The sequence below is a fragment of the Staphylococcus sp. GDY8P57P genome, assembly GCF_017892585.1.
Taxonomy (GTDB): Bacteria; Bacillota; Bacilli; order Staphylococcales; family Staphylococcaceae; genus Staphylococcus; species Staphylococcus borealis.
The window spans coordinates 1-16,982 of sequence record NZ_JAESLK010000049.1 but is presented as its reverse complement, the minus strand read 5'-3'; the positions used below and the strand labels follow the sequence as shown (position 1 = coordinate 16,982).

Annotated in this window: 18 protein-coding genes and 1 pseudogene; 4 read left to right on the top strand and 15 right to left on the bottom strand. The window is 31.2% G+C overall.

Features of this window, described 5'->3' with window-relative positions; genetic code table 11:
* Window positions 1-280, bottom strand: a 280-nt coding sequence (locus KA878_RS12980; protein ID WP_230860892.1) for a YveK family protein, incomplete at its 3' end; no start/stop codon positions are given.
* A 501-nt stretch (window positions 281-781) separates the two neighbouring features.
* On the bottom strand, window positions 782-883 hold the full coding sequence (locus KA878_RS12975; protein WP_016930637.1) for an SE2200 family small protein: 102 nt from the start codon (window positions 881-883) through the stop codon (window positions 782-784).
* Between the two features lie 219 nt (window positions 884-1,102).
* Between KA878_RS12975 and KA878_RS12970 the strand changes: the two genes are divergently transcribed.
* Window positions 1,103-1,729: an FMN-dependent NADH-azoreductase gene (locus KA878_RS12970; RefSeq protein WP_193838858.1), complete on the top strand. Its 627-nt coding sequence runs from the start codon at window positions 1,103-1,105 to the stop codon at window positions 1,727-1,729.
* A gap of 49 nt (window positions 1,730-1,778) precedes the next feature.
* On the opposite strand, the gene KA878_RS12965 is transcribed toward KA878_RS12970, so the two are convergent.
* Window positions 1,779-2,225 carry a MarR family winged helix-turn-helix transcriptional regulator gene (locus KA878_RS12965; protein ID WP_053028986.1) on the bottom strand — a complete coding sequence of 149 codons (447 nt, stop codon included), beginning with the start codon at window positions 2,223-2,225 and terminating at the stop codon, window positions 1,779-1,781.
* Window positions 2,226-2,376: 151 nt separating this feature from the next.
* Here KA878_RS12965 and KA878_RS12960 point away from each other — a divergent pair, with 151 nt between their 5' ends.
* Window positions 2,377-4,017, top strand: a complete 1,641-nt coding sequence (locus KA878_RS12960) for an alpha-keto acid decarboxylase family protein (protein ID WP_193838857.1) — start codon at window positions 2,377-2,379, stop codon at window positions 4,015-4,017.
* Window positions 4,018-4,212: 195 nt separating this feature from the next.
* Here the strand turns inward: KA878_RS12960 and KA878_RS12955 are convergent, their stop codons facing one another.
* Window positions 4,213-5,355, bottom strand: coding sequence for a CapA family protein (locus tag KA878_RS12955; RefSeq protein WP_193838856.1), 1,143 nt, complete (start codon window positions 5,353-5,355; stop codon window positions 4,213-4,215).
* A gap of 198 nt (window positions 5,356-5,553) precedes the next feature.
* Between KA878_RS12955 and KA878_RS12950 the strand changes: the two genes are divergently transcribed.
* Entirely contained in the window at window positions 5,554-5,886 is a 333-nt protein-coding gene (locus KA878_RS12950) for an SdpI family protein (protein ID WP_193838855.1), read from the top strand.
* Window positions 5,887-5,913: 27 nt separating this feature from the next.
* Here KA878_RS12950 and KA878_RS12945 read toward each other — a convergent pair.
* The 10 genes and pseudogenes from KA878_RS12945 to KA878_RS12900 all read right to left on the bottom strand — a co-directional run bounded on the left by KA878_RS12945 (window position 5,914) and on the right by KA878_RS12900 (window position 15,204).
* Window positions 5,914-6,860 (bottom strand): annotated as a pseudogene (locus tag KA878_RS12945) (IS30 family transposase).
* Window positions 6,861-7,039: 179 nt separating this feature from the next.
* On the bottom strand, window positions 7,040-8,728 hold the full coding sequence (locus KA878_RS12940) for an AAA family ATPase (protein ID WP_193838854.1): 1,689 nt from the start codon (window positions 8,726-8,728) through the stop codon (window positions 7,040-7,042).
* Between the two features lie 28 nt (window positions 8,729-8,756).
* Window positions 8,757-9,272, bottom strand: a complete 516-nt coding sequence (locus KA878_RS12935; RefSeq protein WP_193838853.1) for a hypothetical protein — start codon at window positions 9,270-9,272, stop codon at window positions 8,757-8,759.
* Window positions 9,238-10,005 carry a hypothetical protein gene (locus KA878_RS12930; protein WP_210129990.1) on the bottom strand — a complete coding sequence of 256 codons (768 nt, stop codon included), beginning with the start codon at window positions 10,003-10,005 and terminating at the stop codon, window positions 9,238-9,240. The genes KA878_RS12935 and KA878_RS12930 overlap by 35 nt, the downstream gene beginning before the upstream one ends.
* Window positions 10,005-12,248 (bottom strand): helix-turn-helix domain-containing protein, encoded by a 2,244-nt coding sequence (locus KA878_RS12925; protein WP_193838851.1) that lies wholly within the window; start codon window positions 12,246-12,248, stop codon window positions 10,005-10,007. The genes KA878_RS12930 and KA878_RS12925 overlap by 1 nt, the downstream gene beginning before the upstream one ends.
* A 10-nt stretch (window positions 12,249-12,258) precedes the next feature.
* Entirely contained in the window at window positions 12,259-12,858 is a 600-nt protein-coding gene (locus tag KA878_RS12920) for a hypothetical protein (RefSeq protein WP_193838850.1), read from the bottom strand.
* A complete protein-coding gene (locus tag KA878_RS12915) occupies window positions 12,851-13,570 on the bottom strand; it encodes an ImmA/IrrE family metallo-endopeptidase (protein WP_193838849.1) in 720 nt (239 codons plus the stop codon). Before KA878_RS12915 ends, KA878_RS12920 begins: the two co-directional genes overlap by 8 nt.
* Window positions 13,563-13,916 (bottom strand): hypothetical protein, encoded by a 354-nt coding sequence (locus tag KA878_RS12910; protein ID WP_228480732.1) that lies wholly within the window; start codon window positions 13,914-13,916, stop codon window positions 13,563-13,565. Before KA878_RS12910 ends, KA878_RS12915 begins: the two co-directional genes overlap by 8 nt.
* A gap of 119 nt (window positions 13,917-14,035) precedes the next feature.
* Window positions 14,036-14,182 (bottom strand): hypothetical protein, encoded by a 147-nt coding sequence (locus tag KA878_RS12905; RefSeq protein WP_193838848.1) that lies wholly within the window; start codon window positions 14,180-14,182, stop codon window positions 14,036-14,038.
* Between the two features lie 62 nt (window positions 14,183-14,244).
* On the bottom strand, window positions 14,245-15,204 hold the full coding sequence (locus KA878_RS12900) for a helix-turn-helix transcriptional regulator (protein WP_193838847.1): 960 nt from the start codon (window positions 15,202-15,204) through the stop codon (window positions 14,245-14,247).
* 160 nt (window positions 15,205-15,364) lie between these two features.
* Here KA878_RS12900 and KA878_RS12895 point away from each other — a divergent pair, with 160 nt between their 5' ends.
* Window positions 15,365-15,730: a DUF4870 domain-containing protein gene (locus KA878_RS12895; protein ID WP_193838846.1), complete on the top strand. Its 366-nt coding sequence runs from the start codon at window positions 15,365-15,367 to the stop codon at window positions 15,728-15,730.
* Window positions 15,731-15,780: 50 nt separating this feature from the next.
* Here the strand turns inward: KA878_RS12895 and KA878_RS12890 are convergent, their stop codons facing one another.
* The gene (locus KA878_RS12890; protein WP_193838845.1) at window positions 15,781-16,776 is read right to left on the bottom strand and encodes a LacI family DNA-binding transcriptional regulator; all 996 of its coding nucleotides are present in this window, start codon (window positions 16,774-16,776) and stop codon (window positions 15,781-15,783) included.
* Window positions 16,777-16,982: the final 206 nt, after the last annotated feature.

The following is a 16,982-nucleotide window of genomic DNA, read 5'->3' as shown; positions in this document are numbered from 1 at the left end:
ACTCCAAAACTGAACTACTTACAATAATACGTGGGCTTTTTAAAATTTCGGCGTATGTATTAACTAATTGTAAGTTACTTTGTACTTCTTGTGCCATATACTCATTATTTTTCTCCTTATGATTAACTAGCACTTGCGTATTTGCTTCATATTTAGGTTTCATTAAAAACACTGTTACTAATAAACTAATTAGCATTAATATGATTGGTAATAGAACAATTAGCTTCCAATTTTTCTTAATAGCGTTCATAAATTTCGATAAATCTAATGTATTTTCCATGACAACCTCCAAATTCTAATTTCGATATTAATTTTATATTTTTAACATGGTTTTTACAACAAAATTTTAAAATATAATTAATATTATTCTTTGTAATTGTGAATTAATTTTGTTTTTCTTCAACTTGACAAAACATATTTTTTACAATTAACAAAACCATTACACTTCATCATAGAATATTACTTCGAATATATGTTTAAGTTTATGTAAATATCATGTAAATGCGCATAAAATAAACTACATCAATACGCAATGTGTAGTTTTTTTCTAATTATTTGGGTCAGTGTTACCTCAATTCCGATACCATGATTCAGAATTCTTTATCCGTACATTATATAATATTGAACAGTCATTATATGTCCACTTGAGATAAATTATTTTATATTTTAAAAAACTTATATTTAATACATCATTAAAGGTCTTCTAATTTCACAACAATATACACAAAAAAGAGGCGGGACAATGAAATTATGCTAATTTCTGTCCCGCCCCCCTTAAAGATTAATATTCAATATTTGGCATTTCGTTTACTTTGTTTTGGTATTTTTTGAAACCAACATATGCAGCTACGCCTAAAACTACTGTAATTAATAATCCCTTCATGTCTGTCACTCCTTTAAGGTTCTACATTTATTAGATTTCTTAAATATTTAAATCTAAATTTACCTATATTATACACTTAAAATCGTTCATTTTTAAAGTCACGTTTCACTATCTTATACACCATTGGTCTGATTTTTTATCAAAAGTATTGCAATAATTTGAAAATCTAATATATTAATTATATCGATTTCGAAATAAATTTATTAGAGGTGCACGACTGTGGCAAAATTATTATACATTACATCACATCCATTAGATGAATTAGCTTCTAATTCTATGGCTGCTGGTAAAGCATTTATTGAATCATACAAAGAAAATCACGCTAGTGATGAAGTAAAACATATTGATTTATTCAAAGAAGATATTCCAGTGATTGATAAAGATGTATTAACTGGTTGGGGTAAATTAAGAAATGGTGACGATCTTACTAAAGAAGAACAACAAAAAGTAGATCGTTTCAGCGAAATCTTAGAAGAATTCCTTTCTGCGGATAAATATGTGTTCGTTTCACCAATGTGGAATCTTTCATTCCCTCCTGTATTAAAAGCATACATTGATGCGATTTCAATTGCAGGTAAAACTTTCAAATACACTGCTGAAGGTCCTCAAGGTCTTTTAACAGATAAAAAAGTATTACACATTCAATCACGTGGTGGCTTCTACTCAGAAGGTCCAGCTGCTGATGTTGAAAGTGGTGACCGTTACTTAAGAACCATCATGACTTTCTTAGGTGTCCCTTCATACGAAAATGTCATTATTGAAGGTCACAATGCACAACCGGAAAGAACAGAAGAAATCAAAGCCGCTTCAATTGCCGAAGCACAAGAAATGGGTAAAACTTTCTAATAAACCTTATTAAAAGGCATTGCGTAAACGACTACGCAATGCCTATTTCTTACTCATCTTTCAAATGCTGAATATCTTGAAAACCTTCTCTGTAATTTGACAATTCTTCCATGATGTCATACCAATCATGGCCCACGTTTTGAAATGTACGTTGCATTAATTCATTTTGCGCTTTATTTAATTTATCCACTAACTTACTTCCTTTAGGTGTTGGGAATAATTGTTTCACGCGTCGATCTTCTTCAGATGTTTGTTCGACAATAAGCCCTTCTTCTTTTAATTTGCGCAACGTCGCATGTGATCCCTGTTTAGAAATTTCAAGTGTTTTCAATAATTGTTTAATGGTAATACCAGGCAATTTATTAATGAAGAATAAAAAGCGATGGTGTTGACGGCTCATGTCATATTTTTCAATAATTTCATCTGCCGTTTTTATAAATGTCTTATATGCGAAGTAAAATAACATATGTTCATAATCATTTTTATTACTATCCATAAGCTTCTTTCCTTTTCCATTTGTGAATGATTACCCACATTATAATCAATTTTCAAAAAACAGTCGAAAAAAGGTCAACATGATTGACTTTATTATTTAATGTATTTATATTGTAAGTGTATTCTAATTTATAAATAAAGGTGGAATGAATATGAAACAACGTGTAGGACAATACTTAATGGATGCAGTACATCGTGCAGGTGTCGATAAAATATTTGGTGTTCCTGGCGATTTCAACCTAGCATTTCTAGATGACATCGTGCGTCATGACGGTGTGGAATGGGTTGGCACAACTAATGAACTTAATGGGAGTTATGCTGCGGATGGCTATGCACGTATCAATGGACTAGGCGTGCTTGTTACGACATTTGGTGTGGGTGAATTAAGTGCGGTTAACGGAATTGCAGGTTCGTATGCTGAACGTGTCCCTGTTATTGCGATTACAGGTGCACCAACACAAGCAGTAGAACAAGCTGGTAAATATGTGCATCACTCATTAGGTGAAGGTCGTTTCGATAGCTATCAGAAGATGTTTGAACATATTACGACTGCACAAGCGTACATTACTGCTGAGAATGCTACAACTGAAATTCCTAGAGTCATCAATGCTGCTATTCATGAACGCCGCCCAGTGCACATTCATCTTCCTATTGATGTTGCAATGACTGAAATTGAGGTGGAATCATCATTTGATGTGACACCAGTACCAGACGTGAACGTTGAGCGCTATATAGATATGGTTGCAGAAAAATTACGTTCTGCATCACAACCCGTCATTATTACAGGTCATGAAATTAATAGTTTCCATTTACACGAGGCACTTGAGCAATTTGTTAATCGAACACAGATTCCAGTCGTTCAATTATCGCTAGGTAAAGGTGCTTTTAACGAAGAGAATCCATATTATATTGGTATTTACGATGGCAAAATTGCAGAAGAGCAAATTAAAGATTATGTCGATAACAGCGACGCAATTTTAAATATTGGAGCTAAATTGACTGACTCAGCTACAGCCGGTTTCTCTTATGAATTTGATATTGATGACGTCGTTATGCTTAATCACCATAACTTCAAGCTGAACGAAACAACTGCTGAAGACGTAACGCTACCTCGCTTAATCGACGGCTTGAATACAATTGATTATCGATATGAGGGTACATTCCCTCCTTTTGAAAAGGAAGCAACAAATGAAATGACTTTATCAGATGATATCTTAACGCAAGCAACTTACTTTGACATGATGCAACACTTTATTAAAGATGATGATGTCTTATTAGCTGAACAAGGTACATCATTCTTCGGTGCGTATGATTTAGCTTTACCGAAAGATATGACATTCATCGGACAACCATTATGGGGGTCTATCGGTTACACACTACCAGCTACTTTAGGTACGCAAATGGCTGATCCAAATCGCCGTAACATCTTATTAATCGGGGATGGCTCATTACAACTTACAGTTCAAGAATTATCTACGATGATTCGCCAAGATATCAAACCGATTATCTTCGTGATTAATAACGATGGTTATACAGTAGAACGCTTAATCCACGGTATGGAAGAAACATACAATGATATCCGTATGTGGGATTATAAAGCGCTACCGAAAGTATTTGGTGGCGATAACGTTGCTGTGCATGACGTGAAGACTTCTAATGATTTACAGAACGTCTTTGACGCCATTAACGCTGCACCAGAGCAATTACACTTCACTGAAGTTACAATGAAATGGGATGACGCACCAGCCAAACTTCGCGACATTTCAAAAGCCTTTGCAGCACAAAATAAATAAAAATATTGCTTCTGCTAAACAACAACAGGCTGGGACATAAATAATATAATAATGCTATTTTGCAAATTCGCAGTAGCTGACTGAACTGAGAAGGCACTTAAATCAGGCTTTTCTCAGTTCTAGTCATCCTTGCGGGGGTGGGACGACGAATTTAAAAGAATTCTGTCCCACTCTCTTGTTTGTGTATAGCTTTATTTATATACTCTTTTCATCTAAATAGTCGGAATCAATGACATCTTTCGTTATATCTTGGAGATGTTTAAGATTCCATTGACTTTTATTGTCGTGTCTCAAACCATGTTGTTGCGCTAAATCCTCATTATAATCATCTAAGTTGTACACTTCAAAATCATGTCTCGTGTCTTTATCGGTTTCATCCCACTGCTGATAGTGATTGACCATACTTGTCCACTTCACATGTTCTATGCGTGCACCTTTAGGCGCTTTAACGATATCAAAATTCAATCTTCCTAATAATTGATTATGTTCATTTCCAGTATCTTGTCCATTCAGAAAATTACCTAATGAATACGCAACCAATGTTTGATGATGTCCATGTTGACTCTTTACCCACTCAATCGGTTGTATGACATGGGGGTGCGTGCCTATTACGACATCTACGCCTTCATTCGCAAATAATTGCGCATATTTCCTTTGTGTACGATTTGGCTCATGATGATTCTCTAACCCCCAATGGGCCGACACCATCACGACATCACTTTGTTGTTTAGCTTTTCTTACTTCTCGTTTAATCGTCTTTTCATCGAACGTTTTAACTGTATAAGGATATTTTGAGTTCATATCATTCGTACCGTATGTATAACTTAGTAAACTCACCTTAATGCCATTTACAGTCATGACTGGTATCGTTTGAGCGTCCTTTTCCGAATTAAAAATACCTGTAAATAAAACATGATCTTCAAATGGTTTCCAAGCCTTAAGATGGTTTAAGACCCCTTCATCACCTTGATCTAAGGCATGATTATTGGCACCATTGACCATATCAAAGCCTGTTGCGACGACATCTTGCGCAATTTGGCTTGGTGTATTAAAGTGCTTAAATCCAGAAAATGGGCGATCATCACCACCTAAAGGAGATTCTTGATTAATAAACGCAAGATCAGGTGCTTGTATGTCCTGCTTAATGTGTGAATACATAGGTTTAAAATTAAACGTGCCATCTTGTTGCATCGCATCATTATACACAACGGGATGTATTAAATTATCTCCGACTGCAACCACTGACGCCTCATCAGTCACATCTTCGGCTAACGTCATGCCACAAAGGATAGTAAAAGTAAAAAATAATATTATACAGCTGACATAATATTTAACCACAATACGTGCCCTCTTTCATTGAAGCATTATAATGTCTTTTATATTCAGAACATCTTTAAATAAATTGTATAACGCTTTATAATCATAGTTTTTATTTAATTTTAGTAGATTACTTATTTCGATGCAATTTGAATAAGAAAATAGTTTAATATATCATTTAATTGTATATTTTTATTAATTATTATAGGGAGTTATAACATGATATTATTACCACTAAGCATCATTATGGGGTGCTTTGGTTACATCTTTAAATGCCACCCACCTACCGAGCGCAACGGTTGGTACGGTTATCGAACAAAGAAATCCATGGCCAATGATCGTAATTGGATTAAAGCACAAAAACAATATGGCATCTATTCTCTAAAATACTTATGGGTAATCATATTGTTTGGAATTATCGGACTCGTGATTGAAATTGTAGGTATAGTGAGAAACAATGATTTAATCATTATGGCCGGTTTAGGCATAGAGTTGGTAGTAATGGTATGGTATTTATTCATCATCTATTGGAAAGTCGAGAAGGATTTTTAGTTTAATTTTTTAATATACGTTGAGTTGTCAATTTAAGTGCAACAACTCAGAATTTAAAATTTCATAAGACGTCTTCCAATTAAGACACTTTCTAGGACGATGGTTAATAGAGTTTAAAGCATAATCCAACTCTTCTTGAGTTACCTTTGATAAGTCTGTTTTCTTAGGGAAAAATTCTCTAAGTAATCCATTAGAATTTTCATTAGTTCCACGCTGCCAAGCAGAATATGGTTCAGCAAAATAAATATCGATCTCAAATTGAGATTCAATATTTTTGTAACATGAAAACTCTTTACCACGATCTACAGTAATCGTTTTTACAGCGTTGTTAGGCAAAGATGAAATAAGTTGTTTTATAGCTACTTCCATTGATTTAGAAGAGCGATCAGGCATTAGAAAACTAATGTAATAGCGAGATTTTCTTTCTACGAAAGTAGCCAGACAGCCTTTACTTTTCCTCGGCTTGAAACAACTGTATCTGCCTCCCAATGGCCAAAAGTATTGCGTTTTTTAATATCCTTAGGACGTTGAGATATTGATTTACCAATGTTGAAACGACCCCGGGTTTCTTTAGGTCGTTGTCTCTTGCCTTTTTGTCTTAAATAAGGAAACAAATCTAACGTAAATGAATTGGCATTAATCCATCTATAAATTGTTTTAAAACAAACCTTTTTTTGAAGTAATCTTCCAACAATTTGTTCAGGTGACCAATGTAATTTTAGATGATGGATAATTGTATTAATCAGTTCATTTGTTAATTTGGAAGGACGACCACAATTCTTTTTTCGAGTTTCATAATTAGTTTGAGCTGTTTCAGCAACATAATTATGAATGGATTTATTTCTTTTAATTTCGCGAGAAATGGTAGAAACCGAACGGTTTAACCGTTTGGCAATAGCTCTTAAAGAATAATTTTCTTTCCTAAGAATCTCTATACTTGCACGCTCAGTTATTGTAAGATGAATGTAGCTCATATTGGCACCCCTTGTATGTGTTTTTGTGGTTATTAACATCTTACAATAAAGTGCCAATCATGGGCCTTTTTATGGAATTTTATTAGTGTTGCACTTAATATTACAATTCGTCATACAAAAAAATGCACTCCATAAAATTAGATATTTTCAATCTAATTTTTGGAGTGCCATCATATTAATTATGCTTTTTTAAATCTTTGTTTATTTTGCTCATCGGATTTCAGTTTCCATATCATATCATAAACTTTATTTGATAGAAATTTATCAATTTCATTCTTAAATATTTTATTCACTACTTTTTTATCGTCATTATCCTCATTTAATATTTCAATAAGTTCTTTGTTTTGTTCATAAAATATTTTTCTTTTTTCATTCAAATCTTCAGTGTATTCAATTGGATCCTTTTCTTTTACTACTTGAGTAACACTATCAAGTATTTCATTTATAATATTATTTTCAGAAAAAGATTTCATCGTATTTCTCATATAGTATTTACTTGCTACTTTATTACATACGTACTCTATTTCTGCACCAGATAAGTTTGTTGATTTATTAGCTATTATTTCTAAATTATTGTTAGAAATATTTATACCCCTTTTTTGTAAATGGACATTAAAAATTATTTTTCTATCCTTAGATGATGGATTATCTACGTAGAAAATTTCATCAAATCTACCTTTTCTAATTAACTCTGGTGGTATATTATTGTCAATAGTATTTGCTGTCGCTACAACAAAAACACTTTTATTATCATCACTCATCCAAGTTAAAAATAAACCTAGAATTTTTCTCATCGTATCATTATTTTCATTATTTATTCCAGCAAAGGTTTTTTCAATTTCATCGATCCATAACACACATGGACTCATTGTTTGGACAATTTGAAGAGTACTTTGCATTTTCTTTTCACTTTCACCGACATATTTACCAAGAATTTTGCTTATATCAAATTTAATTAAAGGCATTTTCATCTCACTAGCAGTAGCTTTAGCTAACAAGCTTTTACCATTACCTGGTTTTCCAAGTATCAATACTCCTTTAGGGAGATTGATTTGCATTTCTTTTAATTGATTCATTTTATCATACTTAAGCTTAGTTTCGTTTATATAAGATTTTAATTCTTTTAGTCCACCAATGTCATTAAATGAGTTTAAATTTTCAACGATTGATAAAGTTCCATTTTTCTTTATGAACTGACTCTTCATTTCGTTTATTTCTTCTAATATTTTTTCTTTAATTTCATACTCATACAATAAATTAATACTATTTTCATAAAATAACATTGCTAACGTTTGTTCTATTTCAAATTCATTTAAACCTATTAAAGCATTTATCAAATATTTAGGTGGACGAATTTTCATATCCAAATCATCTACTTGAAAATCTAAAAATGTTCTAACTATTTCATGTATTTCGGTATAACTTGGTAATTCTTTATTAATAACTACTGAATATTTCTTTAATTTCTCTGGTATCTCAAAATTGTCGCCAATAAATACCAAAGTCAGATTCTTGTAAATAGATTCAATAACATTTTGTGAAACATCAGCCAGTAAATTAATAGTTTCGATATCTTCTTGTGCTAATTCTGTTTCAAAACCTTTTAATACTATTAAATTATTTCCTACTTCATACTGAGTCAATTTTTTCGAAATTTGATTTAAATTAGTTATATTTTCATTTTCTTTTATAGCAAAATCATAATGTTGGTTAGTCAGCGAGTTATATATATATATATTATCTTTAATCTGAAAATCATATAAATTGTTAATTACATTTTGTGAACTATACATAGAATTTTCAACAAACACTAAAGGAAAACCTACTTCAATGTACTTCACAAGTTTGTTTAAAATAGTTTCATTCATTTTAGTACCCATAACTTTCGAATTTATATTAATTCATTTTATTAATTTTTGATTTAAATGCTTTTGATAGCTCATGACCATAATTATCCATTAACTCTTTAATAGTTTTTTTATCAATACCTATAGAATTTATTCCACTTTCATTCATGTTTTCAAAACTATCAATAATAAACACTTCATATTTTAGTAAATTTTTTAAAAGTTTTTCTCTATGTGTATTGGAATAGACATCTTTAAGACTTAATTCTTTTATGATTTTCTTATAGTCATTGTAATCTTGTACATAATTATCATTAAAATTGGGAATAATTTTTTCCAATAATACATAATACAAATTACCATATACTGGAGTATTATTAATAAAATTCGTTAAATGACAATATTCTTTATTTGTTATAATATTCTTTCTAAGCAACCAAAAAAACACTTCAGTACTTTTACATTTTTCAAATAATTCTAATGATAATTTATACTTTAAAAGTTGCCTAGAATTACATATTATCTCCTCTTTAATTGTTAATTTGGGGGTTATTTTCTTTTTCATATTTTTTTTGTTCTATTTCCTTGTTATTTATGTTTTGCATATTGGAATTCTTATCAAATTCTTTATTTAAATCTATTTTAGCTTCTTCAAACTTATTATTTATGTCTTTATTAAAAATATGGCTACTTAATTTGAAAAGTGTTGAGATTATTGCTCTTGGTTTATTACCAAAAGTGAAATCTAAAATTTCAGTAGAATATTCTTGGATTTTAATATCTTCTTTCAAAAACTTTACTACTGAAATTGTATAGTTTTGCACCGTATCTTTAACTCTACTTATAAATCCAAATCTATCAAATTTATCTTTTGCATATTGATACGTAATTTTTGTAACTTTTAATCCCATAGTTATTGGAAAGGATACTAGTTTTATATATTCTTCTTCATCTAATTGATTTTGTAATTCTTTACTTTTGATAATATTCAATTCAATTATTTTACTTACTAATTCTTCTAATTTTTCATCTCCATCACTAGCTAAATACTTTTTGAAGTTTACTAGAAATTCTTCACCCTCTTTTAATTGATTCATAAAAACATCTGTGCTATCTTTAAAACCATTTTTCAATAAATTATTTATTTTTGATTTTACAAAATCATAATCGTCAGTTAATTGCGTTATTATTTGATTATCTGTCAATCCGCCAGATGTCATTTCTTGTTTCTTTTTGTTTACTTGATCATAAAATTTCATAGCATTAGCAACTATTTTTTTTATTTTTTCAATATTCATTATGCCACCTCAAACTTCAATTTTTCTAGTTCTTCTTTAATTGCTTTTTGTTTATCATCAACTTTGGCTTTCTCTCTTAATTCTGCTTCAACTTTTTCAAGTTGTTCATCAAATAAATCTACATTCAAAGCATTAATAGTATCTTCCCAATATGAGTTTGCTTGATATAAGAAAATTTCTTTTGGAGTATACCCTCTAAATGTTTGATCTTCATCTCTTTTCGGTTTTGATGCTTTATCATAACCTTTAACCAACTTTTTAGCTAAATCTTTCTTCCAAGCTGTTTTACTTATTAAAGTTTTTATAGTCATCCCTGCTACAATTGCTATACCTATTGCAATTGTCATCGGACCCCCGATCACCGAAACTGCTGAAGCTACACTAGCAGTTCCACCAACTGATATACCTAGTGATGACAATACTGAAACAGCTTGTGAGATAAAAATGTAACCTCCTAAATTGCCTAAAGAACTAAAATATACGCTAAATGCCCCTACAGTAGCTAATGAACTTAATCCACCTACAAAATTTGCAACAAAATTGAATCCACCTACATTAACTTTATTTAATTCCTGTTCTGCTATATAATTTAGCTTTTTATTTATCATTTCTGAAAATGTTTGAGAGTGTTTGTTAATGACATCATTAATTTGAGATTCTATTTCATTTTGAAACCATTGTACAAATCTTTCTTGATCTCTTTTCTTTTTACCAAAATCCTTCATATCTATTAGATATTCAACATTACTTTCATTAATCTCATTTCTATAGATGTCTTTAATCTCATTGATAGTTTCAATTTTGAGTTCTTTCGCTGTTTGAGTAATTGAATTAACTAATTCTTCATTCTGTTGTAGGTGTTTTTTTTTCTCCTCTAGAAAATTTTCTAAATTTTTTTTTGCTTCTGATTTTTCACTTAAATTTTCAATAGTATTTCTTAACTCTACGTTATACTGATAAAATAATTCTTTTTCATATTTTTCTAAAATTTCATATCTATTATTTGTTATTTTTTGTAATAGTTCTAATAAAGCGTTTTTCAACCTTTTTTTAGCGCGCTCAGTTTCCACATCAAAATCAAATGCTCTTTCTCTAATAGAAGTAAAATTAAAATCTATACCCTTTTGCTTATTAAAGTATTTCTCTGGTATTGTTTCATAAAAATCGTTTATTCTTTTATCTAGAATTTCATCAATAGATTCATTATTATCGCTACCTCGCTTGATTTCATTAGCTTGGCTAGCTATTATAAAGAAATTCTCAAACAAATCGGTTTTATCATATCTATTAACAAAATCAGGCGCTTCCTTTACCAATTCTTTTATGTAAGCCATATCCTCTAATTGCATAAACTGTGAAGCTTTCGATAAATATAAAGTAATATCCGCTCCTTTTGTTGAATTTTCAGCTATAATGTCGTCTTCCTTTTTAGCATTTGTACCTGGAATGTCCCAAATATCACAAGCATGTAAAATTGGTTTATCTAAATAACAAACTATAGTATAGTTAAATTCCAATTCCTTTATTTTATTTTCTTTATATTTTTCACCACCGTGTTTACCAAAATCTTCAATTAAATTATAATCTCCCTTTGTTAATAAATGTTCTTTGAAATATTCTTTATTATAAAGTTTATGCGTTTCTACAAGATTATCTTCAAATTTTGATGTTTTAAAAACACCTACATTACTTTCACCCATATGCTTCGGTTTATCTTCTAAGTGGATAATTTTTGTACTTACACTTGTGGTAGGAGTCCAACTAGTTGGCAAAGTCTTGTCCCCTAAAATATGGTTAATCATTGTAGATTTTCCAGAACTACTTGCTCCAAATAATGTAATACTTGGTTTTTTTATATTATCTAGTAAGCTACTAATTATTTTTACTTTTCTATCATTAAAATCTTTCAATACTGGACTTTTAATTATTTCTCTTTCATCTAAAAGATTAGTTAACAAAAAATTATAAGAATTAATTTTATCTTTAATCATTTTATCTTTTTCTGGAATGTTTGGGACCCAAGCTTTAAATTGAATTTCTTTGTAATAATAACCTTCTCTACCTACTTCAAAGATATCTACACCCGTTTTTTCTACTATTTGTCTTGAAAGTTCTTCCGATAATGATTTTGAACCATTTTCATATTCTACGATTTCATTGAAATCTAAACCAATCATTTCCGATAATTCTTCTTGGCTAACTTCTAACATTTCTTCTCTAAATTGTTTTAATTTTAAAGGCATTTTTGGTTCCTCATTTCATTAATTGTTTTAATTTATCCCATCGTGGGTCTTGTTTAGTATGTTTGTGATCATGGTTTTGTTTTTTCATTTTTAGTTGTTTGATATCAACTTGTTTTTGAATTTCAAGTTTCTCTTTGAAGTTGGTGCTGTAATTATCTAAGATGTCTATCCAATTGACGAAGGTAAATGTTTCATCTAATGTGTCTTCAACTTCTTCTTTGAACTTTCGATCGTTTGTTTTAAATCGATGTATATCTTTATGTAAGGCGTATAGTAAACTTGTAAATTCACCTTTATTTTTCTCTAAAATATCTACGGTTTTTAATCCATATTCACTAAGTGTGTGATTGATGCTTGCTTGTGACAATGCATCAAAATCGTCAAAATGTATAACTCTGACATCATGTTGGTCTTTTAAATTTTTAAATACACGCGCTACATTTGAAAATTCTTGCGTATTACTTTGCCATTTTAGTATTTCTTTTTCTACAACATCGGAAAATTGCAAATAACCGTAATATGAAATAATTCGTTCGTAATAGCCTGACAATATAAGATAAACCCATATATCTGTATCAACGATTGGCGGCGTCATACCCTTATTAGTCATGATTGAGCACCTCTATTTTGTCGATAATTTCATTTATCTTCGCTCCAGAAACGAGCCCTTCATTATAGTTATGTTCTAGCACCGTCATAATATTAGGCGAGATTTGAATATCATTTGTCGGTTCTAAGATATCTGTTGGTAAATCATTATCTGTGTAAATTGCATACAATTGAGCCTTATGATCTATACGAGAGAGTGCACTCAATTGTTGATACGTATCATGTGGAATAGGATTCAGCTGCATTGCTCTTATCATAGCAGCACCAAAACTAATCTGATAATGTACACTCATGCGCGCAATCACATCGGGGCGCATAATATCATCATATGCTGCCATCCATTTTTGAATTTCTGTATTTGGCAATAACACAATACCTGCAAATATTTCTGCTTCTCTTTCTTCTAATGACTTATGATTAAAATCACTAATTCCATTTTGATGATTCATGTAATGGTGGTATACTTCATGCCACAACGAAAATTGTTGACGGCCTTTACTATGATTTGTATTCACAAAGATGAACGGAAATCGATCCTTCTTCATATAAAAACCAGATAAATTATTAGGTGCTTGTGCTTTTACAATGTAGTAGCCCATTTCAGATAACACTTGTGTTGAATTCGTTATCGGATATTGGAGTTGGTGATCTGAAATGAATTGTTCTGCCACTGGAATAATACGTTCTATTGTTTCACGGTATGATTCAGTCACGTGACTCACTTCCAACCTTTAATTGATATGTCAGCAATTGGAAGATGTCATCGAGTTGTTTGACTCTGTGGTTAATTTCTTCAGTATTCTCCAATGCACGAAATGAAATGCTATCTAAGTCTTCTTGAGGTAAATGTTCTAGAAGTATTTCAGGTGTCGTCTTTAATATTGTAGCTGCACGTTGATAATCTTGCGCTAACCATATTAAGTTTGGACTTAAAAGCTTACGCAGTTGCTTAGTATCATAATCATGATGTTTAGCAAATGTCACTTGATCTAAACCACTGAATTCTATTTCTTTTTGTATGCGCTTACTTATTTCGACTTGCGTGTATTTGGGTATCATATGTATTTCCTGCTTTCGTTTATGAATGATACATGTTTATTATAATTATTAAATTAATATTTTGCTATACATTTTATATTAAAAATAAGGTATCTATCCAATTTATTTAACTCCAAAAATTAGAAGATTTTCTTTTTACTACCTTTACAATATACTTCCCTTTTAATCATTGTAATGATGACATTTTCTACGTGTGTTCTTAGAAATTTAGGTTTTAGTAGTGCTTTTCTAGCTAACTTCTTTGCGTCGTGATCCAATTTAATCATAATTACAACTCCTCTTTGACTGATTTAATCATAGTTTATCGCACTACATAGACAAAAATTGTCTACCTATAATTCCCAAGTATCTTTTCAATTTCAGCTATATGTTTCTCTTTCAAACTATTAGGCGATAATACTTTCACTCTTGCGCCTTGTGATAACAGCCACATTAAAATGCCATCGCCAATGACTTCAATTTCTACTACAAATCGGTTATTGGTGTAATCTTTTTTCAATAATTGTGCAGTTGGGAAACGATCAAGCACTGACTCAATAATCCCGCCATTAAATTCAAAGCGTACTTTCTTCCAATGGCCGCCATACATGAAATAGATACGTTGTTTCAAAGCGCCTTCTCTAATATATGGTGAATTCGGAACGTTAAATTTAGTGTTCAATACTTTATATTCTTGAATTCGATCTATCCTAAAAATGAGTACCTGTTCTTTATCATTAACCCCTACTAAATAAAAGTACAGTTCAGAAAATGTAATATACATTGGTTTGATGACATGTGTACGCCCTTTGTTCATTGCATTAAAATAGTTAAATTCAATCACGCGATTTTGTTGAATAATATGATTTAAATCCCAAATTTTATTTAATAATGGCTCGCCATGATTCATGGGCTCATAATAAACTAGTTCAGATTGAATGGCCTTTTCAATTACACGTTGATTCTCATCAGACATATGTTTCGTAAGGTTATTAACAATCATTTGTAATTCATCTTCAGATAGTCCTCTTGTTGAAATAAGAATTTTTAATATCGCTAGCACCTGTGTTTTATCAAAGGTTTCACTACTATTGTGGACCATTTCATATTTACGGTCTGTCGTATTCATCGTTATCTTCAAATGCGCCATATCCGTTCTGTTAGCAAAGAAGTCATTTAAATGCGCGATATAACGCTGCACGGTTCTGTCAGATTTTTTACCTATGATGTCGCCTATTTGTGCCTTAGATAAGCGTTCGCCAGACATAAACTTTAAATATAGCTCTAGCGTGTCAGTTGTTTTAGTCATAGTTACCTCCCATTTTTGGAAAATGAATGATTCTACTTTATTAAACAACAATAAAATAAAAAATGTAAGATACATCTTTTTACTACGACAAAAATTGACGCACCTTGGAGGTATACTAAGCTCAAGCAGTTCAAAACACTTAGAAAGTTGGGAATAAAGAATGAATTTGCAAAACCAATCCAAACATCCGCAAATGTTTAACCATGTTTCAAAAGAAGATAAAACACTAGCAATGATTATGTGGGTCTTAACCTTTTTCACAAGTTTTGTAGCACCTTTAGTGATTTGGTTAGTCAAAAAAGACGAATCTGAATACATTGATAAGCAAGGGAAAAATTGCCTGAATTTCGCTATTAGTTACGGTATCTATGGTATTGTTAGTTTCTTATTGACTGTCATTTTAATTGGTTATTTCGCTCTAATGGCTTTAATCATTGCCAACATCACTTATACGATATTAGCAATTGTTTCATGCAATAAAGGTGAAGATTATGTCGTTCCATTCACAATTGAAATAATTAAATAAATCAAAACAAGCCTTCCACTTCGTTTAAACTTCGAAATGGAAGGCTTTATTTATGTGCTTTGTCGTTCTACGATATTTAATTTTAATACGTCATGATTACTTTCAAACGTTGTATCTTCAAGCAATGCCAATAAATAGTGAATTAATTGCTTACCAATGTCATTAACTGGTTGATTCACTGTCGATAAAGGAATCTTCAATAAACTAGAAATGGGTTGGTTATCATATCCCATAATCGCGATTTGATTAGGAATATCAATATGATGCTCAGTTAAAAAATGAATTAACCCTAATGCGACTTCATCACTGCCAGTAAATATAGCATCTGGCAACATGTCTTGTTCTAGCAATGTTTCCCCTATGCGTTCACCGTCTTCAATCGTATGCACATTATTAAAAATCCACTCTCGTCTAATGTCTAAACCATTGTCTTTCATTGCCTCTCTAAACCCAATATTTCTAGGCTTATTGAAACAATGATCATAGTAATGATTATCTGTACAATACGCTATATGACGATAGCCTTTATTAATTAAGTATTGAATGGCATCATATGTCGTTTGACGTTGATTAGTATGTATGATTTTCACTTTATCTGACTGAGTTGATTGATCCGCCGATAATACGATAGGACCATATTGCGTATACGGTTCTAAAACCTCTATATCATTTTCAAGCGTACCCATAATCACGCCAGCGATGTGCTTTTGTTTAAGCATATTTAATAACCGTAATTCTTCATCTTTATGATTATATGTCTGCATGATTAACGTATGATATGGCGTATCTTTAATTTCTTTGTCAATTGTATCTATTAAGTATGCGAAATACGGATTCGTAATTCTAGGTACAATAATACCAATCGTATAAGACTTGTTAGAGCGCAATTGCATCGCGATTGAATTTGGAACATAATCCAGTTCATCCATCGCTTGTTGGATTTTAATTTTCTTTTCCTCAGAAATATAGGGATGATGGTTCATATACCTTGAAACCGTCGATATGGATAATCCCGCTCTCTGAGCTACATCTTTAATTGTCGCCATAGTACCCACCTTTAATGAAACCGTTTTCATTATTTATGATAGGTTGTCGCTACATTTTTGTCAATCACTCAAGTTAGATATTCAACAGTAAATAGGGTGTGGAACAGGATTCTTTTAAAATTCGTCGTCCACTCCCAGCTTGCTTTGCTTGTAGAATTTCTTTATGAAATTCTCTCTGCTGGGGCCCCACTCCCAGCTTGCTTTGC